Genomic DNA, 25,730 nt, shown 5'->3' on the forward strand with positions numbered 1-25,730 from the left:
AGGGCCAGCAAGGATTCTCACGGACGTTGAGACTGTTCTCACAGCAATTAGTAAAAAAACCTACAACACAGCTAACAGTGTAGGAGCGAGCTTACCTCGCGATCTTTTCGACGTTTAAAAGATCGCGAGACAAGCTCGCTCCTACAAGGGCAGTTAAACCTGAGCCTGTTTAACCTGCGCTTCCAGCTCAGCTTTTAGCCCCGGATCAAGCTTGAGATGCTTGGCCAGTTCATCCAGATAAGCCCGCTCACCGAATGCCTCTTCATCCACCAGGATGAGGCTGGCAATGTACATTTCTGCGCCGATTTCCGGGGTGGTGGCCGCGCTGGCGACTTCGGCCGGGTCCAGCGGTTTGTTCAGTTCAAGTTGCAGCCATTGCTGCAGTTGCGGATCGTGCTTGAGCTTGCTCAACTCGCCCTCGATCATTTTCCGCTCGCGATCGTCAATGTGACCATCCGCCTTGGCCGCCGCGACCAGGGCTTTGAGAATCGCCTGACTGTGTTCCTCAACCTGCACCGGCTCGACACGATCAATGGTTTGCGGCGGGTGTTCAGGGGCAGTGCCTTGGCTGGCCTGCCAGTTGCCGTAGGCTTTGTAGGCCAGTACGCCCAAGGCCGCCAACCCCCCATAGGTCAAGGCCTGGCCGCCGAACTTGCGGCCGCGCTTACTGCCCATTAACAGGCCCAGGACACTGGCCGCCATCGCCCCACCCCCTGCCCCCGAGAGCAGGCCGCCGAGCCCGCCCGCACCCAGCACATTGCCCAATCCCCCTTTATTGGCACTGGCGCCAGAAGCGTTGTTTGACGCACCGGTCTTTTTCTCCAGCAGTTCCTGGCCAGACTTCAGCAGTTGATCGAGCAATCCACGGGTGTTCATCAGCAACCTCCTCGTAACGGGTTCAGGTGACAGGTCGGGTTTCAGTCGCGCAGGTCCGATTCATGAATCGGCTGATCGCGATGGGTCGCACGCTGGTACTGCGCGGGCCAGATCGCTTTTCTGCCGCCCAGATCATCATCGGCATGCAGCGGCCAGTACGGGTCACGCAAGAGTTCACGGGCCAGTAGAATCAAGTCCGCCTGACCGGTGCGCAAAATATGTTCGGCCTGCGCGGGTTCGGTGATCATCCCCACCGTGCCCGTGGCGATGGCCGCCTCTTTGCGCACGCGCTCGGCGAATCGGGTCTGGTAACCCGGCCCCACCGGAATTTCTGCCGAGGCCGCCGTACCACCCGACGACACGTCAATCAGATCAACCCCCAGCGCTTTCAGGCGCCGCGCCAGTTCAACCGTTTCGTCAGGGTTCCAGCCATCTTCGACCCAATCGGTGGCCGAGACGCGGACAAAGACCGGCAGTTCTTTAGGCCACACTTCGCGCACCGCTTCGGTCACTTGCAGCACCAGGCGGATGCGATTCTCGAATGAACCGCCGTACTCGTCGAGGCGCTGGTTGCTCAGCGGCGACAAAAATTGATGCAGCAAGTAACCGTGGGCAGCGTGAACCTCCACCACCGAGAAACCGGCTTCGAGCGATCGTTTGGCGGCATCGATAAAGGCTTGAACAACGCCCTGGATCTGTTCTGTATCCAGTTGTTTGGGCGCCGTGTGATTGGGATCAAAGGCAATGGGTGATGGCCCGACCGGCACCCAGCCGCCCTCGTCCACTTTGACGCTGCCATGTTTGCCCAGCCAAGGGCGATGCGTGCTGGCCTTGCGCCCGGCATGCGCCAGTTGAATCCCCGCCACGGCGCCCTGGGCGCGGATAAAGCGGGTGATGCGTTGCAGCGGTTCGATGTGTTCGTCGCTCCACAGCCCAAGGTCTTGAGCGGTGATCCGGCCATCGGGGGTCACCGCGGTGGCCTCGGTAAAAATCAGACCGGCACCGCCAACGGCCCGGCTGCCCAAGTGAACTAAATGCCAGTCATTGGCCAGCCCATCAACGCTGGAGTATTGGCACATTGGCGAGACCGCAATGCGGTTATTCAAGGTCAGTTGGCGCAGGGTGTAGGGTTCGAGCAGCAGACTCATGGGTCACCTCTCATTCCAGTGGGTAGGCTCCAGGCACTCCTTAGAGACTAGTCGACAACACTGGAAGAGGTGGGGTTCAAATGAGCGTGCAGCTCCTGCAGCGTTATTGGTCAGCCAAAAGGGGGCAGGCGTTAGCGCGGTTCGATGTGGGCGATCATCAGTTGCACGGTTTCGTTACCGCGAAACTCGTTGAGGTCGAGTTTGTAGGCCAGTTCGACCCAGCGAATGGTCGGGTTGGGCCACACTTCGCGGTCTACACCAAAGGCAATGCCGTCCAGTTTGACGCTGCCGCACTCGGTCTTGAGCACGACTTTCAAATGCCGCTCGCCAACAATGCGCTGCTCGACCAACTGAAACACACCGTGAAACAGCGGCTCAGGGAAGTGCTGCCCCCACGGCCCGGCATGGCGTAAGGCGCGCGCCAGTTCAAGGTGGAATTCTTCAATCGCCAAACTGCCATCAGACAGCAGCCGACCGGTCAGGTCTTCCTCACGCAGTTGACGTCGGACCTCTTCGTCAAATGCTTGAGCAAACAGTGGGAAGTTGGCTTCAGGCAATGTCAGACCCGCTGCCATGGCGTGACCGCCGTATTTGCTGATCAACTCCGGGTGCTGCGCCGCGACCACGCTGAGCGCATCACGAATATGAAAGCCCGGCACCGAACGCCCCGAGCCCTTGAGCATGCCGTCACCAGCATCGGCAAAGGCAAAAGTCGGGCGGAAATAGCGCTCTTTGAGGCGCGAGGCCAGAATCCCGATCACCCCTTGGTGCCACTCCGGGTCGAACAGGCACAAGCCAAACGGCATGCTGTCCAGCGTCAATTCCTTGAGCTGGGCCAGCGCTTCACGCTGCATACCTTGCTCAATGGATTTGCGGTCCTGGTTCATTTCGTCGAGCTGGGCGGCCATATCACGCGCCGCGTTGGGGTCGTCGGTGAGCAGGCACTCGATGCCCAGGCTCATGTCGTCCAGGCGCCCGGCCGCGTTCAGGCGTGGCCCGAGAATAAAGCCCAGGTCGGTAGAGGTAATCTTCGAATGATCGCGCTTGGCCACTTCCAGGATTGCCTTAAGCCCTGGCCGCGCACGCCCGGCGCGAATTCGCTCAAGCCCCTGATGCACCAGGATGCGGTTGTTGGCGTCCAGCGGCACCACGTCGGCCACGCTGCCCAACGCCACCAAATCGAGCAATTCGGCGATGTTGGGCGCTTTGACTGTTTGATACCAACCCAAGCTGTTCAAGCGTGCACGCAAGGCAATCAGTACGTAAAAGATCACCCCTACCCCGGCCAGCGCCTTGCTGGGGAACTCGCAACCCGGCTGGTTAGGGTTGACGATGGCATCGGCCGCCGGCAGTTCGTTGCCCGGCAAGTGGTGGTCGGTGACCAGCACGCTCAGCCCGGCTTTTTTCGCCGCGGCCACGCCTTCGACGCTGGAGATCCCGTTGTCCACGGTGATCAGCAATTGCGGTGAACGGGTCAGCGCCACTTCGACGATTTCTGGCGTCAGACCGTAGCCGTACTCAAACCGGTTGGGCACCAGGTAGTCGACATGGGCGGCGCCCAGCAGACGCAAACCGAGCATGCCCACGGTACTGGCGGTGGCACCGTCGGCGTCAAAGTCACCGACGATCAAGATGCGCTGGCGCTGTTCAAGCGCCACCACCAGCAAGTCCACCGCAGCGTCGATGCCCTTGAGCTGCTGGTACGGGATCAACCGCGCCAGGCTCTTGTCCAGTTCAGCTTGTGATTGCACCCCCCGCGCGGCGTACAAACGCGTGAGCAGGGTCGGCATTTCGCCCAAGAAAGGCAGGGTTTCGGGCAGTGGACGGGGTTCGATGCGCATAACCGGGGGGACGTTCTCTTAAAGTGTTGAACCGAGTGAGTTAACCGCGTTCGCCTTGCAGCCACTGCAACTGAACTTCGTGCTGGCCACGGTCGTCGGTCACGAACACGGTGCCTTCACTGATCATCACGTCCCACTTGATAACGCGTGGCATGTCTTTGGCCAGCACTTCCAGAATCTCTTGCGGAACGGCAGCGATGTTGACGTTTTTCAGGTTTTTGATCGCCGGGATGACCTTGCCTTCCCAGACGCGCAAGCTGCCATAGGCCAGCAAACTGGTGCGTTCGGTACGACGCGAGCACCAGGTCAGACGGTCGGCATCGGGCTGGCCGACTTCGATCCAGTGCAGAACACGGTCATCCAGGCTTTTTTCCCACAGCGCTGGTTCGTCTACATCTGAAAGGCCTCGGCCAAACGACAGATGCTCGTTGTACCAAAGGGCGTAAGCCAGAAGGCGCACCGCCATGCGCTCTTCAGTTTCCGAAGGGTGACGGGCGATGGTCTGCTTGACGGTTTCATAGACCCCACGATCGAGATCGGTGAGGTTGAGTTCGAACTTGTAGGTCGTGGACGGCTGGGCCATGAACGGGCTTCTTGATACGGAGAAAGACGGCAAGTCTAACCGATCCGCCCAAGTTCTGTGGGAGCGGGCTTGCTCGCGATGCAAACAACGCCGTCTATCTGAATCACCGCGATGATGTTATCGCGGGCAAGCCCGCTCCCACAGGACGTGGGGCCGCTACCTATGTTAAAACGCTGTTCTCGTTCGCTCTGCATAAGGACTCCGCATGTCGCTCGCCACCAAACCCCTTTCGGGCCTCAAGGTTATCGAACTGGGTACCCTGATCGCCGGTCCTTTTGCCTCGCGAATTTGTGCCGAATTTGGCGCCGATGTGATCAAGGTGGAATCACCCGATGGCGGCGATCCCCTGCGTAAATGGCGCAAGCTGTATGAAGGTACGTCGCTGTGGTGGTTCGTCCAGGCGCGCAACAAAAAATCCCTGACGCTGAACCTCAAGCACCCCGATGGCCTGAACATCCTCAAGGAGCTGTTGACCGAGGCCGACATCCTGATCGAGAACTTCCGCCCCGGGGTCCTGGAAAAACTGGGTTTGGGCTGGGACGTGCTGCACGCCTTGAACCCCAAACTGGTGATGGTGCGTTTGTCGGGCTTTGGCCAGACCGGGCCGATGAAAGACCAGCCCGGTTTTGGCGCAGTGGGTGAGTCCATGGGCGGATTGCGCTACATCACTGGTTTTGAAGATCGCCCGCCCGTGCGCACCGGCATTTCGATTGGCGACTCGATTGCCGCGCTGTGGGGCGTCATTGGCGCCTTGATGGCATTGCGTCATCGCGAAGTGAATGGCGGCCTGGGCCAAGTGGTGGATGTGGCGCTGTACGAAGCCATTTTCGCCATGATGGAAAGCATGGTGCCGGAGTTCGATGTGTTCGGCTTTATTCGCGAGCGCACCGGCAATATCATGCCGGGCATCACGCCCTCCTCGATTCATACCAGCAAGGACGGCAAGCACGTACAGATTGGCGCCAATGGCGACGCCATTTTCAAACGCTTCATGCTGATTATTGGCCGCGAAGACCTGGCGAACGATCCGCAACTGGCCAGCAACGATGGCCGGGATGCCCGCCGTGACGAGCTGTACGGCGTGATTGACCGCTGGGTCGCCTCGCTGCCGCTGCAAACCGTGCTTGAACACCTGAACACGGCAGAAGTCCCCGCCAGCCGCATCTTCTCGGCCGAAGACATGTTTACTGACCCGCAATTTTTGGCCCGCGAAATGTTCTTGCAGGCCAAACTCCCTGACGGCAAAGCGTTCAAAATGCCAGGCATCGTGCCTCGTCTTTCTGACACGCCGGGGTCAGCCGAGTGGGTAGGACCGGAGCTGGGCGCTCATAATCAGGAGGTCTTGGCTGATTTGGGCTACGACGCCAGCGCCATCGTTAAATTGAAACAGGCAGGCGCGATTTAACCGTTAAGCCGTTTTAAGGACCGCCAAGGAGACAGGCCCAATGACCAAGCGCTGGAAATGGCGAGGCATCTGCGCGGGGTTGATAACCTCAGCGATGTTTTTTTGCACGCCCGGCGCGCTGGCGGCCGAAAAACTCATTTGGCTGGTGCGCGACCTGCCACCAATGGCAGTGCACGATGGCCCGAACAAGGACCAAGGCATCATCGATCGCTTGCTACCGGTGCTGATCGCCAACATGCCGCAGTATGAGCATGTCATCCAGCGGGTCAATCGGGCTCGTTCCCTGCAAATGCTAGAAGGGCAAGAGCTGGCCTGCGATCCAATGCTGGTGTGGAATCAGAGCCGTGCCCTGCACATTGTCTATTCAAGCCCGATTTTCGGTTTACGCAGTAACGGGCTGGCCATTCGCCGTACGGATGAACAACTGATCGCGCCGTTTGTGCATGACCAGGCCGTCGACTTGCCTGCCCTGCTGAGCGCTCAGTCCGTCAAGCTCGGTCTGGTGGCCAAACGCAGTTACGGGGTCTGGATTGACGATCAATTGTCAAAAAGCCCGAGGGATCCACTTTTTATCCATTACGGCAACGATGCGATAGGCAGCCTGTTGCAAATGCAACACGCCGGACGCCTGCCGACGCTGCTGGGCTATTGGCCAGAGATTCAGTCAAAGGCCAAGCAATATGGCCTTTCATCCAAGGCGCTGGCTTTTTACCCGATCCAGGGTGCCCCGGCCTACCAAACCATCTACGCAGGGTGCACAAAAACTCCGCAAGGGCAAAAAGCCATTGCCGACATCAATACGGTACTGGGACATCTGCCCCGGGATTCAATTGCGTCTGCGCAGACCTTTTGGATACAGGCCGACCAAGCCGATGATGGCCGTGCCTCAGCCCCGCTCCCGGTGCAAGAACCGACGGTGCCCTGACAAAAAAAGCACAAAAAAAACCCCGAGCAGTGGGGAGACAACTCGGGGTTTAACAAGGTCATGATGACCTGCTCAGCAAGCTACAAGTCTCGGAGCAAAAGACTTGATCTTGCTGATGAAAAATCTGACACAGCTAACGCTACAAAGGTTCCCGATACGCGGGATCAATTTTCACTTCATGCGCCAGCCCGTGCGCCATAAGCATCCAGCAAGCGTCCGAGGCCGTTAACGGTCACGGGTTTGGGCAAATACCCCAACACCTCCAAACCTTCCTCGCGGGCCGTACGTACTGCGCTTTCAACTACGTGTGGCGCGGCGCAACTGAGAATAATCAGCGCCTGGGCTTCGCGCTTGGTCGCCAACTCACGAATCAACTCAATCCCGGACAACCCTTCCAGATGCAAATCACAAATAGCCAGGTCAATGCCCTCGCATTTGGCCAATGAGCAACGGGCAGACTCGACACTCTCGGCAGCCAGCACGTCAAAAATGCGAAAGGCGTTCAACATTTGGTGTAGCACCATGAGTTGAAATGGATTGTCTTCAAGAATCAGAACTTTCATTGAGCGCATAAAGGGCCTTGGAAGAGTTCGCGCACTATTGGCAAGGGGACCGACTTTAGTGCGATTGCCTAAGAATCGACATAAGACAAATCCTAAATCGATGTAGGCCAATTCATAAAAACAAAACTAATTGATGCCGCCTTTAACCCTGATACCTGTCCATCAAGGGGCATGAGAGTGGGCTAACCGCGAGTTATTGACCAGCGATGCAAGCCGGGCCAAAAGACCGCTAGACAAGATCGCTTCTGCGGTGGCTAACCGTTCACCCCCATTTTTGGCGTCTTGGACAGGTCAAACCAGCCTCCCACCACGCCTTCCAAATGACCTGAGCCCGAGTAAAAAGGCACAACCCAGCAACACACCTCACCACCGGCCGTTTTGAAGGCCTGGCTGCGCTTTTGATAAAAAGGCTTGCGGTTACGAAGCACCGACATCAATTCAGCATGAAACTGCTCTGCGATTTCAACGGATAAAAACGGCACTTCCGTCATGCGCCGCCCGTGAATCAGTTCTAGCCGGGTCGAAAAAAAGTCTTCGTAAGTGCGGTTACAGGTGATGACTTGTCCTTCAAGCCCCTTCACAAAAATCGGACAGGGGATCGCATCAAAGAAGCGTTGCCCAAACCCCAGGCGGGCGCTTAAAGCGCTCTCGGCCAAGCGTGCAATGCGCAACTGGTTTACCAGGCGTCGGTTCCACATCACCAGGACTCCCCCCAGGCCAATAGCGCCTGCAAGCCCCCCGTACAACAACGGTAATATCGACACCTGCGGTTCGACCGGCATTTTCTTGAGGTCATGCAACCACTTGTGCCGCAGTGCCTGCATATCAGTCATGGGGATGGCCTCTAAACCCTTGTTCAGTATGTCGAGCAGTTCCGGGAACTGATCCGCAACCGAAAAGTTATCGGAGGCCCAGCGACCATCGACACTTCGGCCTACTTTCAAGTGTCTGGCCGGGTGCAGATACGCCTGTGTTTCATTCTGGATCGTGGCCAGCGCTTCGCCTTGCTCAACCAGATCACGTGCCTGCGCATAGTTCTCGACACTGCGCAGGATGATGTCGGGGTAGTTGCGCCGAATCATTGATTCCAGCGCATGCCGGGCCGGCAGCGCCAAGACTTTGCCCGCGAGTTGATCCAGAGAACTCAGGCGAAAGTCATTGTTACGCACGACGAAGACCCAGGGAGCGCCGCCATAGGAATAGGTGAAATTAAGATAAGCCTGACGCTCGGCATTCTTGGCCAGGGTGGTATTCATCTGCGCCTTGCCGCTTTTGAGCATTTCCAGGGTTTGCGCTGTTGAGGCGCTTTCTTGATGGACAAACTGCAACCCGGTCATATGGGAAATACGCGCCAGAATATCCGCGTTCAAGCCCTCCCAGCGCTGCTCACCGTTTTTAAAGACATACGGCGGGTATTGCTGAGAGGCGACCATGACCACCGGATTTTGCTTGATCCAGGCGTGCTCGCGAGGCAGCAGCTGTATGTGCTGCTGGCCAATAGCGCCCAGATGCCCTGCGTGCCAGCGCGAAAGGATCACATGGCCCATTTCGTCATCCAGGCTGTTCAATGCGCGATCAATCAAGGCCTGCAACTGCGAATCACCGCGGCGCACGGCAAAGGCAAAACCTGACTCAGGCAAAGCGCTCTGCCCCAAAACACGCAAGCTGGAGTAAGACCGCAGCGTCTTGAAGCCCCGGACAATGATTTCATGGGCAACCAGCGCATCAATGTCGCCTTCATTGAGCGCTTCCAGCGCACTGTGCAAGGTGGGGGTGAGGATGATCTCGCTGTCGGGGTAGAACGCATCGGCAACGTGTGCATCGACCTCGCCGTCGAGAAAGCCGATTTTTTTGCCTGCCCAGTTCCCGTCGGGCGCTGCTGCTTCTTTGCCCACCATCACTGAGCGATCGGTCATGTATTCATTTGAGAACAGCAGGCCTTCAATACCGCGCTCGTAGCCGGTGGCGCTGGTCAGAATGTCGATTTTGCCCGAGAGCAGCGCTGCCACTGCCTGGTCACGCTTGCTGAACCCCAACACTTCAACCGTGACCCCCAGCTTGTCTCGCACCAGGCTGAGGTAATCGGCACTGATGCCCTGATAACGGTTGCGCTCGTTGGCGATATCCATGGGGGCGTAATCGCCAATGGATATGCCCACGCGTAGCCGACCGCGCTCCTCCAGCCAGTGCTGTTGCTCGTAATCAAGCACCAGCGGCTTGAGGTCGATAAAGCTTTTCGGCAGCCGGAACGGCAAGCCTTGGGCTGCCTGGGTGCTGGTAGTGACGCTCACCAGCGCGATGCAGAGTACCCGCAACATCCATGATTTCAGCACGTGGGCAAAACGTGACATGACAGCCTCCTTGACCGGCTACTCGCCAGCATACGGAGGCGAAAACCGAGCAAGTTTGCCACGCACCCACAAAAAAGCCCGTCAGATGACGGGCTTAAAAGTACGTAAGAAAAAGACCTTTAAAGGGCTTTCCCACGGTTGCCATGCTGGCTGACAAAGGCCTGTACGGCTTTAAGGTCATTGGCCAAAACGGTGTAACGCTCTTCTCGCTCAAACAAGTCGGAAAGGTGAGCAGGAAGCTCCAGAGCTCTTCCTACACCCGCTTTCTCAACAGCCTCGGGGAACTTGACCGGATGCGCTGTCCCAAGAATAACCATCGGGATATCCAGGCTACGACGGCACTCACGGGCCGCCTTCACGCCAATGGCCGTGTGCGGGTCGAGTACTTCGCCGGTTTCAGCGAACACCTGAGCGATGGTTTCGCAGGTTTGCTCGTCGTTGACCGCCAACGAGTCGAACAGACGGCGAGCTTCAGTCCAGCGATCGTCTTCCACGCTGAAGGTGCCGGTTTGCTTGAACGCGTCCATCAGGCCCGCAACCGCGGCGCCATTGCGGCCATGCAGGTCGAACAGCAGGCGTTCGAAGTTCGACGACACCATGATGTCCATGGACGGCGACAGAGTCGCGTGCAGGGTCTCTTTGGCGTACTGGTTGCCGCTCATGAAGCGGTGCAGGATGTCGTTGCGGTTGGTGGCAACGATCAACTGATTGATCGGCAAGCCCATGTTGTGCGCCAGGTAGCCGGCGAAAATATCGCCAAAGTTACCGGTCGGCACCGAGAACGACACTGAACGGTGCGGGCCGCCCAGTTGCAGGGCTGCGTGGAAGTAGTAAACGATCTGGGCCATGATGCGTGCCCAGTTGATCGAGTTCACGGCCACCAGGCGCGTGCCCTTGAGGAAGCCCTGGTCAGCAAAACTGGCCTTGACCATTTCCTGGCAGTCATCGAAGTTGCCTTCGATGGCGAGGTTGTGGATGTTGTCGCCAAACAGGGTAGTCATTTGACGACGCTGTACTTCCGACACCCGGTTGTTCGGGTGCAGGATGAAAATATCCACGTTCTCGCAGTGTTTGCAGCCTTCGATGGCCGCCGAGCCGGTATCGCCCGACGTTGCGCCAACAATGACCACGCGCTCGCCACGCTTGGCCAGCACGTAATCCAGCAAACGCCCCAGCAATTGCAGGGCAAAGTCCTTGAACGCCAGCGTAGGGCCGTGGAACAGCTCAAGTACCCACTCGTTGCCATTGAGCTGACGCAGCGGTGCAACTGCGCTGTGAGCAAAGGCGCCGTAGGTTTCTTGCAGAATCTTTTTGAAATCGGCATCAGGAATGCTGCCGGTGACAAACGGGCGCATCACCCGGAATGCCAACTCGTGGTACGGCAGGCCTGCCCAGGAAGCGATTTCTTCCTGAGTAAAGCGCGGCAGGTTCTCCGGCACGTACAGGCCGCCATCGCTGGCCAGACCGGCCAACAGGACATCTTCAAAATTCAGGGCCGGTGCCTGGCCACGGGTGCTGATATAGCGCATTTTTTTCAAACCTTCGGCTTGAGCGGCAAGCGGTTTAGCCCCCAGCTGCAAGTAAAAGCAGAGTTGCCTTTAGCTTGCAGCTTGTAGCTTGAAACTTGCCGCTCTCAATTAATTGAGACTTTCTACGCGGATGCGAACGACCGGACCTACAACACCTTGCAACGCTTCAAGCGCAGTGATGGCGTCGTTGATGTGCTGCTCGATAACACGGTGAGTCAGCAAAATCATTGGCACCAGACCGTCATGCTCTTCGGCTTCTTTCTGCATGATCGATTCGATATTGATACCGCGCTCCGACAAGATGCTGGCCACTTGAGCCAGGACGCCCGGATGGTCTTTGGCCTGAATGCGCAGGTAGTAAGCACTCTCACACGCTTCGATCGGCAGGATCGGATGAGCAGACAACGCGTCCGGCTGGAAGGCCAGGTGCGGCACGCGGTTCTCCGGGTCGGAGGTCATGGCGCGCACCACGTCAACCAGGTCAGCCACCACTGAGGAGGCGGTCGGTTCCATTCCGGCGCCAGCGCCGTAGAACAGGGTCGAACCTGCCGCGTCACCATTGACCATCACCGCGTTCATCACGCCATTGACGTTGGCGATCAGGCGATCAGCCGGGATCAGGGTCGGGTGAACCCGCAGTTCGATGCCGCTGGCCGTGCTGCGCGCAACGCCCAGATGCTTGATGCGGTAGCCCAGGGCTTCTGCGTAGTTCACGTCAGCTGTGGTCAGCTTGGTGATGCCTTCGGTGTAGGCTTTATCGAATTGCAGCGGAATGCCGAAGGCAATCGACGCCAGAATCGTCAGTTTGTGCGCCGCATCTATACCTTCAACGTCGAACGTCGGGTCTGCTTCGGCATAGCCCAACGTTTGCGCTTCGGCCAGCACGTCTTCAAACGTACGGCCCTTTTCGCGCATTTCGGTGAGGATGAAGTTACCGGTACCGTTGATGATGCCCGCCACCCAGTTGATGCGGTTGGCCGACAAGCCTTCACGAATCGCCTTGATCACCGGAATACCACCGGCAACCGCTGCTTCGAACGCGACGATAACGCCCTTTTCCTGAGCCTTGGCGAAAATCTCGTTACCGTGCACAGCAATCAACGCCTTGTTGGCGGTGACCACGTGCTTGCCGTTTTCAATGGCTTTGAGCACCAGTTCACGGGCGATGGTGTAACCACCAATCAGCTCGATAACGATGTCAATTTCAGGGTTGGTGGCAACAGCGAAAACATCGTTGGTAATGGGGGTACCGGTAATGTCGCACTGAGGGTTTGGCGTACGCAGAGCAATTTGCGCAACCTGGATGCCACGCCCGGCACGGCGGGCAATCTCCTCGGCGTTACGCTTTAGTACGTTAAAGGTACCGCCACCGACGGTCCCGAGCCCACAGATACCTACTTTGACCGGATTCACGCTGAACTCCCCATAAAACGGCCGACTCAAGGTCGGCCGTGGAAAACAACCGTGGACTGCCACGGTTCTCTATTAATAGCCGGGCAGCTGAAGTGCCCGGCCATGATCGTTACCGGCTTAGCGTAACGACGCAGGATTATTTAACACTGAGTGCCAGCTTGCCAACCTGCGCAGCAGGCTGATAACCCGGAATTACCTGGCCATCGGCAAGTACGATGGCCGGTGTGCCGTTGACCCCGATGGACTGCCCCAAGGCAAATTGCTTGGCAACCGGGTTGGCGCATTTCGGCGCGTTGACGGTTTTGCCGTCGGTCATCTTGTCCATGGCGCTTTTCTTGTCCGTGGAACACCAGACCGCCTGCAGCTGTTGATCACCCGGCGAGCCCAGGCCCTGGCGCGGGAACGCAACATAGCGCACTTCAATCCCCATTTTGTTCAGTTCGGGGATTTCGGCGTGCAATTTATGGCAATACGGGCAGGTGGTGTCGGTGAAGACGGTGATATGCGACTTGGTTTCACCGACCGCAGGGTAAACGACGGTTTCGGCCACCGGAATACCATTGATCAGTTTGGCAACGCCATCACGCTCAGCCTTTTCGGTGAGGTTGACCGGCTTGCCGTCCTTGAGCTGGAACATGTAGCCCTGCACGATGAACTGGCCATCAGCGCTGGCATACAGCACGCGGCTGCCCTTGAGCTTGACTTCATACAGGCCCGCCATCGGGCTTGCGCTGATGCTCTCGATCGGAACATCCAGTTGCAGCGTATCAAGGCTTTTGCGAATGGCTTGTTCGGCGCCGGTATCGGCGAAAGAAAACGTACTGACCAACGCAATGGCTGCGGCGGCGAAAATCTGGGTCACGCGCATGGGAACTCCTGAAGGCGGACAAACGGCCAAGCCTGATACCACGGTGTAAAAACGGGTTTTGGCGGCTCGCTTTCGAAACCGGCAAAGCCTACCACAGATGGCTTGCCGGGCCGACGATCAACTGACGTCCAGCTAGCCTCGCGGATGGTGCTGGGCGTGCAGATCTTGCAAGCGGGCGCGGGCTACGTGGGTGTAAATCTGCGTGGTGGACAGGTCGCTGTGCCCCAACAGCATCTGCACCACGCGCAAATCGGCGCCATGGTTGAGCAAATGGGTGGCAAAGGCGTGCCGCAACGTGTGCGGAGACAGCGATTTTTCGATTCCGGCCACCATGGCCTGATGCTTGATGCGGTGCCAGAAGGTCTGGCGCGTCATTTGCTCACCGCGCAGGCTGGGGAACAGCACATCGCTGGGGCGGCCATTCAACAACTCGGCACGGCCGTCGCGCAGGTAGCGCTCAACCCAGACAATCGCCTCCTCACCCATCGGCACCAGCCGCTCCTTGCTGCCCTTGCCCATCACCCGCAGCACGCCCTGGCGCAGGTTCACTTGCTCCAGGGTCAGGCTGACCAGCTCGGTTACTCGCAACCCGCAGGCATACAGGACTTCAAGCATGGCGCGGTCACGCTGGCCGATGGCTTCACTCAGGTCTGGCGCGGCGAGTAAGGCTTCTACGTCTGCTTCTGACAGTGACTTGGGCAAAGGCCGGCCTAACTGCGGCATATCGACCTGCAAGGTCGGGTCAACGGCTATAAGCTTTTCACGTAAGAGATAGCGATAGAAACCCCGTGCACCGGACAAAAAGCGTGCAGTCGAGCGCGGCTTGTATGCCTGGTCGAGGCGCCAGGCCAGATGATCAAGGATCAACTCGCGCCCGGCATCGATCAACTCGATACCGCGTTCCTGCAACCAGCCATTGAACAGCGCCAGGTCGCTGCGATATGCATCGCGGGTGTTGTCCGATAGGCCTTTTTCCAGCCATAAGGCATCCAGAAAGCGGTCGATAAGCGGGTTGTCGATGGCAGGCATTGGCACTCGTACAGCACGGCCAGTGAGCCGCGCACAAATAAAATGTGAATTGAAAAAGCGGCCGCTAGTCTTTCATAGGCAGCCTGCGCGATAAACCATCAGTTTTTACGGGACTACGTATGACCGAACAACAGATTTTGCTGTCTTTCGGCGGTATCGGCCTTGCCGCACTGGCGTCACAGTGGCTGGCCTGGCGGCTCAAGCTGCCGGCCATCCTGTTTTTGCTGCTGACCGGTATTTTGGTAGGCCCGGTATTGGGCTGGCTCGACCCGCAGGCGCTGTTTGGCCCGCTGCTGATGCCGCTGGTTTCGCTGGCAGTGGCGTTGATTTTGTTTGAGGGCAGCCTGACCTTGCACCTGTCCGAATGGCGTGAGATCGGCAGCGTGGTACACCGTTTGGTGACTATCGGCGCCCTCGCCACCTGGGCCGTGATCACCTTGGCCACCCATTGGCTGCTGGGCTTTGACTGGCTGCTGGCCCTGCTGTTCGGCACCCTGACCCTGGTCACCGGGCCGACCGTGATAGTGCCGATGCTGCGGGTGGTGCGACCCAAAGCGTCGATTGCCAACATCCTGCGCTGGGAAGGCATCGTTATTGACCCGATTGGCGCCCTGCTCGCCGTGGTGGTTTACAGCTTTATCATCGCCCGCGCCAGTGACAATGGCCTGAGCCAAAGCTTGTTGACGTTTGCCGGGGTCATCGTCTGCGGCAGCCTGTTTGGCATTATCGGCGGCTGGATCATGGGCCAGATCGTGCGCAAGCAATGGCTGCCGGAATACCTGCAAAGCCTGGCGACGCTGGCCGGGGTGCTGGGGGTATTTATTGCGGCCAACCAAGTGATGCACGAGTCCGGGCTGCTGGCGGTCACGCTCATGGGCATGTGGATGGCCAACATGAAGGGCGTCGATGTGCGCAACATCCTGCACTTCAAAGAAAACCTCAGTGTGTTTCTGATTTCTGGCCTGTTTATTCTGCTGGCCGCACGTCTGGACTTGCACGCCATGATCGGTCTGGGGCCTGCGGTACTGGTCTTGCTGTTGATTATTCAGCTGGTTGCCCGCCCTTTGAACGTGCTGCTGTCTACGGCGGGCTCAAAGCTGAACTGGCGCGAACGCGCGTTGTTGGCCTGGATCGCGCCGCGGGGGATTGTCGCAGCGGCCGTGTCGGCGATTTTCGCGATCCGGCTCAACGAGGCGGGGCATGAAGGTGCGCTGTTGCTGGTGCCGCTAACCTTTGCAGTGATCATTGGCACTGTGGTGCTGCAAAGTGCAACGGCACGGCCGCTGGCGCGCCTGCTCAAGGTCGCAGAACCGCCTCCCAGCGGTTTTTTGATCGTCGGCGCCAACGGCCCGGCCCGGGCCATCGGCAAGGCCCTGCAACAGCAAGGCAGCCGCGTGGTACTCACCGACTCCAACTGGGAGAACATCCGCGCTGCGCGCATGGACAACTTGCCCACTTACTTTGGTAATCCGGCCTCACAGCATGCCGAGACACATCTGGATCTGGTCGGGCTTGGGCATTTACTTGCCTTGTCGGCGTCTGGCGAACTGAACACCTTGGCCGCGGTGCGCTTCGCCCATGAGTTTGGCCCGCGCCGGGTGTTTGCACTGGCCAACGGCCAGGAACACCGCCGCTCTGACAAGCATCGCGCCAGCCATGAATACCGTGGGCTTGCGCTGGGCAATCCGGCGTTGACCTACGGGCAATTGGCCAGCGAACTGAGCCAGGGCGCCGAGATGTACAGCACCACCCTGACCGACAACTTCACCTGGGAGGATTACCAGACGTTGCACGGCAAACGCGCCACCCTGCTGTTCGCCCGTGACAGCACGGGCTGGGTGCATGTGGTGACGCCCGAAAGCGAATTGAAACCGGGCGCAGGGTGGACGTTGCTGGCGTTGATCAGGCAGGACGCCTGAATGGATTACGGCTGCTGCGCAGCCAACTCCCCCGTAGCAGTTGCCGAGTTTTACGAGGCTACGTCCGATTGCGAAGCGATCGTAAAGGCTCAATGCAAGGTTGAATTGGCACACCGTGCAGCATGGTTTACGGCTGCTGCGCAACCGGACGTAGCCTCGCAAGGCTCGTCAACTGCTACAGGGGGGCGGCGCGACCAAATCCAACGTAGCAGTTGCCGAGTTTTACGAGGCTACGTCCGATTGCGAAGCGATCGTAAAGGCTTAATGCAAGGTTGAATTGGCACACCGCGCTGCATGATTTACGGCTGCTGCGCAGCCGGACGTAGCCTCGCAAGGCTCGTCAACTGCTACGGACGGGGTACACCCGTGGACACATCTGTAGGAGCGAGCTTGTCTCGCGATCTTTTGATCTGGCTTTGACGTCGCGGACCTAATACCCCGGCAACACCGGCACCGGGCGTTTGGCATCGTCGATGGCAACAAAACTGAACAAGCCCTGGATCGCCAGTTCACGACCATCACTGCTCATGCTTTCGACATACACTTCAACTTCAACCTTGAGGCTGGTGTTGCCCACTTTCACGACACGACCAATCAATTCAACAATCGAACCCGCCGCGATCGGGTGGTTGAAGTCGATACGGTCAGTCGAAACGGTCACCAACGGTAAACGGCAGAAACGAGTCGCGGCGATGAACGAGACTTCGTCCATCCAGGCCAGCGCTGTGCCGCCAAACAAGGTATTGTGGTGATTGGTGGTCGAAGGGAATACCGCTTTGGTAATGCTGGTGACGGATAAATCTGTACGACGTTGGATCTCTTGCTCGCGCGAAGTCATGCTTTTTACTACCTACAACTGGACAAAGGTCTGACAAATTTCAGGCAACAAAAAAGCAGCCCGAAGGCTGCTTTTTTCTGCATCGGGAAGCTGGACTTAAGCCAGTTTTTCCTTGATGCGAGCTGCTTTACCGGACAGGTCACGCAGGTAGTACAGCTTGGCTTTACGAACGTCACCGCGACGCTTCACAGCCATGCTGTCGATTTGCGGGCTGTAGGTCTGGAAAGTACGCTCTACGCCAACACCGTTGGAGATTTTACGAACAGTGAAAGCACTGTTCACGCCACGGTTACGCTTGGCAATCACTACACCTTCGAAAGCTTGCAGACGCGAACGGTCGCCTTCCTTCACTTTCACCTGAACGACAATGGTGTCGCCCGGGGCAAAGGTAGGGATCTCTTTGGTCATCTGCTCTGCTTCGAGTGCAAGGATGATTTTGTTAGTCATGCTGTGCTCCTAAGGTAGATCGTCTGGATCTACCATCGATACGTTGTTAACTATCGTCCCGCTCGCGGATATATTCCTCAAGCAGCTTCTTCTCTTCTCCAGAAAGCGAGCGGCTTTCCAGAAGATCGGCGCGTCGTTCAAAGGTCCGCCCAAGGGACTGCTGTAAACGCCAACGCCGGATGTGTGCATGATTGCCACTTAGCAATACGTCGGGAACACGCTGATCCGCATACACCTCCGGTCGGGTGTAGTGCGGGCAATCCAGCAGACCGTCCGTGAAGGAATCTTCCTCCGCGGAGTCCACATGCCCTAAAGCTCCGGGCAGCAGTCGTGTAACCGCATCAATCAGAACCATCGCCGGCAGCTCGCCACCGGAAAGTACATAGTCACCAATCGACCACTCTTCATCGACATAAGCGTCTATAAAACGCTCGTCAATGCCTTCATAACGACCTGCAATGAGGATTAATGCTTCCTCATTCGCCAGTTCGCGTACCGCCGACTGATTAAGCTGGCGGCCTTGGGGCGACAGGTAAATTACCTTCGCCGCCTCTCCGGCTGCTTCTCTGGCCTGAACCAGCGCATCTTCCAGAGGCTTGATCTTCATCACCATGCCCGGACCACCGCCAAATGGGCGATCGTCCACAGTGTGATGCCGGTCCGTTGTGTAGTCCCGCGGATTCCAACAGGTGAGCTGCAAGAGCCCTTGTTTCACCGCGCGACTGGTGATGCCATAGTCGCTGATGGCGGAAAACATTTCGGGAAACAAACTGATCACTTCTACGCGTAATTTAGCCACGCTTAGAAGTCCGCATCCCAATCCACCTTCATCTCGCCGGCTACCAGGTCGACGTTCAACACGCATTGCTCTGTATAGGGCAACAAGCGATCACGGTCATCCAGGCTACCTGGGCAAGGTTTGACGTACATCACATCGTTAGAGCCAGTCTCTAGCAGGTGATCGATTTTGCCGAGCAATTGCCCTTCTGTATCGATGACCTTGAGGCCTTCAAGCTCGTACCAGTAGTACTCGCCGTCGGTCAGTTCAGGGAACAGGCTGCGTGGCACGCAGATTTCGAATTCGCGAAGAAGACCTGCTTCATCACGGTCATCGAGACCTTTGATCTTCACAACCAGAAACTTGCCGTTCTGGGAACGACCACTGACCAGCTCTACCTGCCGCACATCTGCACCACGCCGAAGCGTGACTTTTTTGTAATCGAGCAGGTTGTCAATTGGATCCGTAAAGGAATACACCTTCACTTCGCCGCGTACGCCATGAATCGAAAAAATCTTGCCGATAACGATCAAATCATCAGCAGTTTCAGGCGTCACGCTCATATTGCTCAGGCCGCAGCCTTAGCATTGACCTTCACAAGCTGAGCTACACGCTCAGACATTTGTGCACCAACGCCCAACCAGTAAGCGAGACGGTCTTCTTTAACGGAGAAACGAACTTCCTGACCACGGGCAACCGGGTTGAAGAAGCCAATTTGTTCCTTGTGGGAACCGTCACGTGGGTTACGGCTGTCGGTAACGGTCAAGTGGTAAAACGGGCGCTTTTTGGAGCCGCCAAGGGCAAGACGGATTGTTAGCATGTGAACATCGTTCCTGTAGTCGGTGCTGCAAATCTAAATGCACAGCGGGCATAGGTGCCCGAAAGGCCGCATATTCTAAGGAATATCCGGACTTTTGCAAATGTCTTTTTCAGGCGCCTATGGGCCTGCGATGTAGATTTGCCATAAGGCCGCCACGAATGGCGACAGGTCAGCTCCCGCACAACGCGGGTTTGCCGGGTGTCTCGCAAGGTTGCGAGTTACCCGCACGCACGCGTGCGGGCGGGTAATTTACATTTTTGGCATGCCGCCGCCGGGCAACATCGAGCCCATGCCGCGCATCATTTTGGCCATTCCGCCTTTGGCGGAGAATTTTTTCATCATCTTTTGCATCTGCTTGTGCTGCTTGATCAAGCGGCCGATGTCCTGCACCTGAGTGCCGGAACCCATGGCAATACGACGTTTGCGCGAACCGCTGATCAGGTCAGGGTCACGACGCTCGGCCGGAGTCATGGAGTTGATGATGGCTTCCATTTGCTTGAACTGCTTTTCAGCAGCGCCCTGGGCATTGCCCATTTGCGCCAGATTGACACCGCCCATGTTCGGCAGTTTGTCCATGAGGCCGCCAAGGCCGCCCATGTTCTTCATCTGTTGCAGTTGATCGCGGAAGTCTTCGAGGTCGAAGCCTTTACCTTTTTTAAGCTTTTTAGCCAGTTTGTCGGCTTTGTCTTTATCGAGCGTCTGTTCAGCTTGCTCGATCAGGCTGAGCACGTCGCCCATGCCCAGAATGCGCGAGGCAATACGGTCCGGGTGGAACGGCTCGAGCGCGTCGCTCTTCTCGCCCATACCGATGAACTTGATCGGCTTGCCGGTGATCGAGCGCACGGACAACGCCGCACCGCCACGGGCATCACCGTCGACCTTGGTCAGGATCACACCGGTCAATGGCAGCGCATCACCAAAGGCCTTGGCGGTGTTGGCCGCGTCCTGGCCGGTCATGGCGTCGACCACGAACAGGGTTTCGACCGGCTTGACCGCCGCGTGCAGCTCCTGGATCTCGGCCATCATCTCGGCGTCGATGTGCAGACGACCGGCGGTGTCGACGATCACGACATCGATGAATTTGAGCTTGGCTTCATTAATAGCCGCTTGCGCGATGGCCACTGGCTTCTGGCTGATATCGGACGGGAAGAACGTAACGCCCACTTCGCCCGCCAGGGTTTCCAGCTGTTTAATGGCCGCCGGACGATAGACGTCGGCCGACACCACCATCACGGTTTTCTTTTTGCGCTCTTTAAGGAAGCGCGCCAGCTTGCCGGCGGTGGTGGTTTTACCCGCACCCTGCAAACCGGCCATCAGAACCACGGCAGGCGGCGCAACATTGAGGAGCAGGTCCTCGTTGGCAGCGCCCATCAGGCTTTCGAGTTCGGCCTGGACGATTTTTACAAACGCCTGACCCGGCGTCAGGCTGCGCGACACTTCGGTGCCGACCGCGCGCTCTTTGACCGAGTTGACGAAGTCTTTGACCACCGGCAAAGCCACGTCGGCTTCCAGCAACGCCATGCGCACTTCACGCAGGGTGTCTTTAATATTGTCTTCGGTCAGCTTGGCCTTGCCGGTGACATGGCGCAGCGTCTGCGAGAGACGATCGGTTAAATTTTCAAACATGCGCGATCCTTTCAGGCCCAAAGTAGACCGGGGTAATTGCGGCCCAGCCCGTGTAAAACTGATGCTCGGCGAGCCTGCGGCGTGGGCAGGTCGCGGATTATAGCGAAGACTGGCCGCCGCGCACACCTTGGCGTCGCGTATGTGGTCTTTCGTGTACGGCCGGTTGTATGCCAAACTCAGCCCTTTCGGGCTTGCCTAACAGGATTTATGCTCCCCTTGTCACCCAGCTTGCTACCCAGCCTCGCCGCCGCCTGCTTATATGCCGCTGCGACCTTTTATCAAGGCAAATGCCTGCGCCAGGGCGCCAAGGCCAACAAACGCCTGTTGGTAACGCTCGGCATTCTTGCCGTCATCGCCCACGCCGCGAGCCTGTTTACCCATTTGCTGACACCGGCAGGCCTTGAGCTGGACTTTTTCAGCGCCGCGAGCCTGATTGCCGTGGCGGTGATCATCGTGACGCTGGTGGCCTGCGCCCGCATCCCGGTCGAGAACCTGCTGCTACTGCTGTACCCGCTGGGGATATTCACCGTACTGATGTCACAGTTCGCCCCCGCCGGCACCGTTCAGGTGGTCGATGAAGAGCCGGGGATCCTGCTGCACATCCTGCTGTCGATTCTGGCGTATGGCATGTTCACGATTGCCGTGTTCCAAGCCTTGCTGCTGTCCTTGCAGAACTACCAGCTCAAGCACAAGCACCCCAAGGGCCTGATCAAAAACTTCCCGCCGCTGCAAACCATGGAAAGCCTGCTGTTTGGGTTCCTGTGGGCGGGCTGGTCGCTGCTGTCACTGTCGCTGATTTCTGGCTGGGTGTTCCTGGGCAACCTGTTTGCCCAGCACCTGGTGCACAAGACCCTGCTCGCTTGCCTGGCCTGGATTGTCTTTAGCGTGCTGCTGTGGGGGCGTAACCGCCTCGGCTGGCGCGGGCACAAAGCCATCCGCTGGACGCTTGCCGGTTTCTGCCTGTTAATGCTGGCCTACTTTGGCAGCAAACTGGTTCGTGAATACATTCTGCATATCTGACGGCGATGAATATGGATAGCTTGCCCCACGGTCCAGTGCTTGCAGTGTTGGCCCTGCTGTTTCTCGGCTTAGGCTTCTTTATTGGCAAAACGTCGCGCAAGGCTGGCGCCAAGGCGCACCGCGACGCGCCGCAGCAGTCGCCCAGCGAAGTCCCGACCCGTGACGCCGAGCCCTCCAGCAGCCGCCCCGGCCTGCTGTCGGGTATTCAGGCGCTGGACAACATCACCGTCAACGACATTCTGATCCCGCGCAGCGAAGTCGAAGGCCTGAACCTCGATGACCCGATCGAAGACCTGATCGAGCAACTGCGCCTGACCAAACGCACGCGCCTGCCGGTGTTTCACAACGACATCAATCAGGTCGAAGCCATCCTCAATACCCGGCACATTCAGCACATGTTGCCCGATGCCAGCCTGACCAAAGAAGCCTTGCTGGCGGTCTGCCACGAACCCTACTTCGTTCCCGAAAGCACCCCGCTGCAACTGCAACTGCTCAATTTTCATAAGCAGCAGCGCCGCATCGGCGTGGTGGTCGACGAATACGGCGAAGTGCTCGGCATTGTCACGCTGGAAGACATTCTCGAAGAGATCGTCGGCGAATTCGAAAACGAGCAAGACCTCGACAACCCGCATATTGAGCCGCTCCCCGATGGCCGCTATGTGGTCGATGGCGCCGCCAGCCTGCGCGAATTGAACAAAAGCCTGGGCTGGCACCTGCCCAGCGACGGCCCGAAAACCCTCAACGGTCTGGTCACTGAAGCGCTGGAGACCATCCCCGAAAGCACCGTGTGTCTGAAGATCGGCCACTACCGCCTCGAAATCCTCGCCACCGAAGATAACCGCGTCAGCCGTGTGCTGATCTGGCACGACAGCGTCAAGCTCGCGGCCTGATCACCATGTAAGGCCTTGTTACATTCGATTTGGCCTCCCTATAATCAATGCGCTTATCCAAGCCCCGCCGACACGCGTGCTACCCGCACCCTGCGCTGTCAGCGGGTGGCTGCACGTACAATCAGCGCTTGTTCCCATCCCGAACCGCGTTTACACCCAGCCTCAGGGCTTAACGACCATAACAATTGCTCCGGCACATCCAGCCGCCAAGGCGGATAGCGACCACGAGCTCATAACTGTCAGGGATATGCGCATGACTTCCAGCACCACTTACAGCGAAGCCTCGCCTGATAAACCGGCCAATTCCGCGACCCGCGTCGCGACGGCCAGCTTTATTGGCACGGCCATCGAGTTCTATGACTTTTATGTCTATGCCACCGCGGCAGCATTGGTCATTGGCCCGGTATTTTTCCCGCAAACATCCGGCACCGCACAAATGCTGTCGGCCTTTCTGACCTTTGGTATCGCCTTTCTCGCACGCCCGCTGGGTTCATTCCTGTTTGGCCACTTTGGTGACCGGGTCGGGCGTAAATCCACGCTGGTGGCGTCCCTGCTGCTAATGGGCGTGTGTACCACTTTGATCGGCGTGCTGCCGGGCTACGCCACCATTGGCGCCTGGGCCCCGATCCTGCTGTGCGTGCTGCGCTTCGGCCAAGGCCTGGGGCTAGGCGGCGAATGGGGCGGCGCGGCCTTGCTGGCCACCGAAAACGCGCCGAAAGGCAAGCGCGCCTGGTTCGGCATGTTCCCGCAATTAGGTCCGTCGATTGGCTTTCTGGCTGCCAACGGCCTGTTCCTGATACTGGCCATGTCCCTCAGCGACGAACAGTTCCGTTCGTGGGGCTGGCGCATTCCGTTCCTGTTGAGCGCTGCACTGGTGATGGTCGGCCTGTATGTGCGCCTGAAGCTGGAAGAAACCCCGGTGTTCGCCAAAGCCGTGGCGCAACACGAACGGGTGAAAATGCCGATCGTCGAACTCTTTGCGCAATATTGGGCACCGATGCTGCTGGGCGCCGCCTCGATGGTGGTGTGTTATGCGCTGTTTTACATCTCCACGGTGTTTTCGCTCAGTTATGGCGTGGCAACCTTGGGCTACACCCGCGAAACGTTCCTGGGCCTGCTGTGCTTTGCCGTGCTGTTTATGGCCGCCGCGACGCCGCTGTCGGCCTGGGCCAGCGATCGTTACGGGCGCAAGCCGGTGCTGGTGGTCGGTGGCGTGCTGGCGATTCTGTCCGGCTTTTTGATGGAACCGCTGCTCACCCACGGCACCACTTGGGGCGTGGCGCTGTTCTTGTGCATTGAGCTGTTTTTGATGGGCGTGACCTTCGCCCCCATGGGCGCCCTGCTGCCGGAACTGTTCCCGACCCGCGTGCGTTACACCGGCGCATCTGCGGCCTATAACCTCGGCGGGATTGTCGGCGCATCGGCCGCACCGTTCTTCGCCCAGAAGCTGGTGGCGATGGGCGGTTTGAGCTGGGTGGGCGGGTATGTCTCGGGCGCAGCGGTGCTCAGCTTGATCGCTGTGCTGTGCCTGAAGGAAACCAGAGAAGCGGACCTGAACAAGGTCGCCTGATCGGGATGTGTAGTCGCTGCCGAGGCACGAAGGCTGCGAGCTCTTAAAAATTAAAAGCTCGCAGCCTTCGTACCTCGGCAGCGACTACAGGGCATTGTCTGTTACAGCTCTACAACAACCGCTTGGGCGGCGCGGGTGGCTTTGGCGCGTGCTGCTTCAATCGATTCGTCACGGGCCAGGGCAACGCCCATGCGGCGCTGGCCATTGACTTCTGGCTTGCCAAACAAGCGCAGCGCGGTGTCCGGCTCGCTCAGGGCTGCGCCAAGGTTGGCGAATGCGGTCTGGGTCGACTGGCCTTCTACCAGAATCACGGCCGACGCCGATGGGCCGAATTGACGGATCAACGGAATCGGCAAGCCCAGAATGGCGCGGGCGTGCAGTGCAAACTGTGACAAGTCTTGCGAGATCAGGGTCACCAGACCGGTGTCATGGGGGCGCGGCGACACTTCGCTGAACCACACCTGATCGCCTTTGATAAACAGCTCAACGCCAAACAGGCCACGACCGCCCAGCGCTTCAGTCACCGCTTTGGCGACGCGCTCGGACTCAGCCAGAGCAATCGGGCTCATGGCCTGTGGCTGCCAGGATTCCTGATAATCGCCCTTCTCTTGACGATGGCCGACCGGCGCACAGAAAGTTGTGCCACCTACGTGGCGCACGGTGAGCAAGGTGATTTCGTAATCGAAGTCGATGAAGCCTTCGATGATGACCCGGCCTTTGCCCGCACGACCGCCTTCTTGCGCGTAGTCCCAAGCCTTTTGCACGTCGTCAGCGCTGCGCAGCAGGCTTTGGCCCTTGCCCGACGAACTCATCACCGGCTTGACCACACACGGGAAGCCCAAGTCTTCGACCGCTTTGCTGTAGTCCTCGAAGGTGTCAGCGAAGTGGTACGGCGAGGTCGGCAAGTCCAGCTCTTCAGCGGCCAGGCGACGAATGCCTTCGCGGTTCATGGTCAGCGAGGTGGCACGCGCGGTCGGGATCACGGTGAAGCCTTCGGCTTCCAGCTCGACCAGCGTCGCGGTGGCGATGGCTTCGATTTCCGGAACGATGAAGTGCGGCTTTTCCAGCTCGATGACGGCACGCAGCGCGGCACCGTCGAGCATGTTGATCACGTGGCTGCGGTGCGCAACCTGCATGGCCGGGGCATTGGCATAGCGATCAACGGCGATCACTTCAACGCCCATGCGCTGCAATTCGATGACGACTTCTTTACCCAGCTCGCCGCAGCCACACAGCAATACGCGGGTCGCGGTCGGCGACAGTGGAGTTCCGATACGGGTCATTTCAGGTC

At 58.3% G+C, this 25,730-nt stretch carries 22 protein-coding genes and 1 pseudogene; 6 read left to right on the forward strand and 17 right to left on the reverse strand.

Annotated features, from left to right (window positions below; genetic code table 11):
* Positions 1–153: 153 nt before the first annotated feature.
* The 4 genes from TU84_RS06560 to TU84_RS06575 form a co-directional block, all read right to left on the reverse strand.
* Entirely contained in the window at positions 154–876 is a 723-nt protein-coding gene (locus tag TU84_RS06560) for a tellurite resistance TerB family protein (protein WP_048368155.1), read from the reverse strand.
* A gap of 41 nt (positions 877–917) precedes the next feature.
* Positions 918–2,024 (reverse strand): NADH:flavin oxidoreductase/NADH oxidase, encoded by a 1,107-nt coding sequence (locus TU84_RS06565; protein WP_048368157.1) that lies wholly within the window; start codon positions 2,022–2,024, stop codon positions 918–920.
* A 131-nt stretch (positions 2,025–2,155) separates the two neighbouring features.
* Positions 2,156–3,865, reverse strand: coding sequence for a single-stranded-DNA-specific exonuclease RecJ (gene recJ / locus TU84_RS06570; RefSeq protein ID WP_048368159.1), 1,710 nt, complete (start codon positions 3,863–3,865; stop codon positions 2,156–2,158).
* A 40-nt stretch (positions 3,866–3,905) separates the two neighbouring features.
* Positions 3,906–4,448 carry a YaeQ family protein gene (locus tag TU84_RS06575; protein WP_048368162.1) on the reverse strand — a complete coding sequence of 181 codons (543 nt, stop codon included), beginning with the start codon at positions 4,446–4,448 and terminating at the stop codon, positions 3,906–3,908.
* Between the two features lie 205 nt (positions 4,449–4,653).
* Here TU84_RS06575 and TU84_RS06580 point away from each other — a divergent pair, with 205 nt between their 5' ends.
* Positions 4,654–5,853, forward strand: coding sequence for a CaiB/BaiF CoA transferase family protein (locus tag TU84_RS06580; RefSeq protein WP_048368164.1), 1,200 nt, complete (start codon positions 4,654–4,656; stop codon positions 5,851–5,853).
* A gap of 40 nt (positions 5,854–5,893) precedes the next feature.
* Positions 5,894–6,778, forward strand: a complete 885-nt coding sequence (locus TU84_RS06585; protein ID WP_082148635.1) for a TIGR02285 family protein — start codon at positions 5,894–5,896, stop codon at positions 6,776–6,778.
* A 176-nt stretch (positions 6,779–6,954) separates the two neighbouring features.
* Here the strand turns inward: TU84_RS06585 and TU84_RS06590 are convergent, their stop codons facing one another.
* The 6 genes from TU84_RS06590 to xerD form a co-directional block, all read right to left on the reverse strand.
* Positions 6,955–7,350 carry a response regulator gene (locus tag TU84_RS06590; protein WP_048368166.1) on the reverse strand — a complete coding sequence of 132 codons (396 nt, stop codon included), beginning with the start codon at positions 7,348–7,350 and terminating at the stop codon, positions 6,955–6,957.
* Positions 7,351–7,595: 245 nt separating this feature from the next.
* Complete coding sequence (locus tag TU84_RS06595; RefSeq protein WP_053225196.1) at positions 7,596–9,692, reverse strand: transporter substrate-binding domain-containing protein; 2,097 nt, start codon at positions 9,690–9,692, stop codon at positions 7,596–7,598.
* 119 nt (positions 9,693–9,811) lie between these two features.
* Entirely contained in the window at positions 9,812–11,221 is a 1,410-nt protein-coding gene (gene thrC / locus TU84_RS06600; protein WP_048368465.1) for a threonine synthase, read from the reverse strand.
* A 108-nt stretch (positions 11,222–11,329) separates the two neighbouring features.
* Positions 11,330–12,634, reverse strand: a complete 1,305-nt coding sequence (locus TU84_RS06605) for a homoserine dehydrogenase (RefSeq protein ID WP_048368167.1) — start codon at positions 12,632–12,634, stop codon at positions 11,330–11,332.
* Between the two features lie 136 nt (positions 12,635–12,770).
* Positions 12,771–13,502 carry a thioredoxin fold domain-containing protein gene (locus tag TU84_RS06610; RefSeq protein ID WP_048368169.1) on the reverse strand — a complete coding sequence of 244 codons (732 nt, stop codon included), beginning with the start codon at positions 13,500–13,502 and terminating at the stop codon, positions 12,771–12,773.
* A gap of 132 nt (positions 13,503–13,634) precedes the next feature.
* A complete protein-coding gene (gene xerD, locus TU84_RS06615; protein WP_048368170.1) occupies positions 13,635–14,531 on the reverse strand; it encodes a site-specific tyrosine recombinase XerD in 897 nt (298 codons plus the stop codon).
* A 119-nt stretch (positions 14,532–14,650) separates the two neighbouring features.
* Between xerD and TU84_RS06620 the strand changes: the two genes are divergently transcribed.
* Positions 14,651–16,450, forward strand: coding sequence for a cation:proton antiporter (locus TU84_RS06620; protein ID WP_048368171.1), 1,800 nt, complete (start codon positions 14,651–14,653; stop codon positions 16,448–16,450).
* A 430-nt stretch (positions 16,451–16,880) separates the two neighbouring features.
* Here TU84_RS06620 and TU84_RS06625 read toward each other — a convergent pair whose 3' ends face one another.
* The 6 genes from TU84_RS06625 to ffh all read right to left on the reverse strand — a co-directional run bounded on the left by TU84_RS06625 (position 16,881) and on the right by ffh (position 20,959).
* Positions 16,881–17,288, reverse strand: a complete 408-nt coding sequence (locus TU84_RS06625) for an acyl-CoA thioesterase (protein WP_048368173.1) — start codon at positions 17,286–17,288, stop codon at positions 16,881–16,883.
* A gap of 96 nt (positions 17,289–17,384) precedes the next feature.
* Positions 17,385–17,735 (reverse strand): 50S ribosomal protein L19, encoded by a 351-nt coding sequence (rplS, locus tag TU84_RS06630; protein ID WP_003175895.1) that lies wholly within the window; start codon positions 17,733–17,735, stop codon positions 17,385–17,387.
* A gap of 46 nt (positions 17,736–17,781) precedes the next feature.
* Positions 17,782–18,534 carry a tRNA (guanosine(37)-N1)-methyltransferase TrmD gene (gene trmD, locus TU84_RS06635; RefSeq protein WP_048368174.1) on the reverse strand — a complete coding sequence of 251 codons (753 nt, stop codon included), beginning with the start codon at positions 18,532–18,534 and terminating at the stop codon, positions 17,782–17,784.
* A gap of 2 nt (positions 18,535–18,536) precedes the next feature.
* Positions 18,537–19,076 (reverse strand): ribosome maturation factor RimM, encoded by a 540-nt coding sequence (gene rimM / locus TU84_RS06640; protein WP_048368176.1) that lies wholly within the window; start codon positions 19,074–19,076, stop codon positions 18,537–18,539.
* 5 nt (positions 19,077–19,081) lie between these two features.
* On the reverse strand, positions 19,082–19,333 hold the full coding sequence (gene rpsP / locus TU84_RS06645) for a 30S ribosomal protein S16 (protein ID WP_048368177.1): 252 nt from the start codon (positions 19,331–19,333) through the stop codon (positions 19,082–19,084).
* A 249-nt stretch (positions 19,334–19,582) separates the two neighbouring features.
* The gene (gene ffh, locus TU84_RS06650) at positions 19,583–20,959 is read right to left on the reverse strand and encodes a signal recognition particle protein (protein ID WP_048368178.1); all 1,377 of its coding nucleotides are present in this window, start codon (positions 20,957–20,959) and stop codon (positions 19,583–19,585) included.
* A gap of 207 nt (positions 20,960–21,166) precedes the next feature.
* Between ffh and TU84_RS06655 the strand changes: the two genes are divergently transcribed.
* The 3 genes and pseudogenes from TU84_RS06655 to TU84_RS06665 all read left to right on the forward strand — a co-directional run bounded on the left by TU84_RS06655 (position 21,167) and on the right by TU84_RS06665 (position 24,439).
* Positions 21,167–21,979, forward strand: a complete 813-nt coding sequence (locus TU84_RS06655; RefSeq protein WP_048368180.1) for a cytochrome C assembly family protein — start codon at positions 21,167–21,169, stop codon at positions 21,977–21,979.
* Positions 21,980–22,164: 185 nt separating this feature from the next.
* Positions 22,165–22,869, forward strand: a pseudogene (locus TU84_RS06660) (transporter associated domain-containing protein); the annotation flags it as partial.
* A 253-nt stretch (positions 22,870–23,122) separates the two neighbouring features.
* Entirely contained in the window at positions 23,123–24,439 is a 1,317-nt protein-coding gene (locus TU84_RS06665) for an MFS transporter (protein ID WP_048368467.1), read from the forward strand.
* A gap of 101 nt (positions 24,440–24,540) precedes the next feature.
* Here the strand turns inward: TU84_RS06665 and purT are convergent, their stop codons facing one another.
* Positions 24,541–25,722: a formate-dependent phosphoribosylglycinamide formyltransferase gene (gene purT / locus TU84_RS06670; protein ID WP_048368182.1), complete on the reverse strand. Its 1,182-nt coding sequence runs from the start codon at positions 25,720–25,722 to the stop codon at positions 24,541–24,543.
* Between the last annotated feature and the right edge of the window lie 8 nt (positions 25,723–25,730).

The sequence above is a fragment of the Pseudomonas helleri genome (assembly GCF_001043025.1).
Taxonomy (GTDB): Bacteria; Pseudomonadota; Gammaproteobacteria; order Pseudomonadales; family Pseudomonadaceae; genus Aquipseudomonas; species Aquipseudomonas helleri.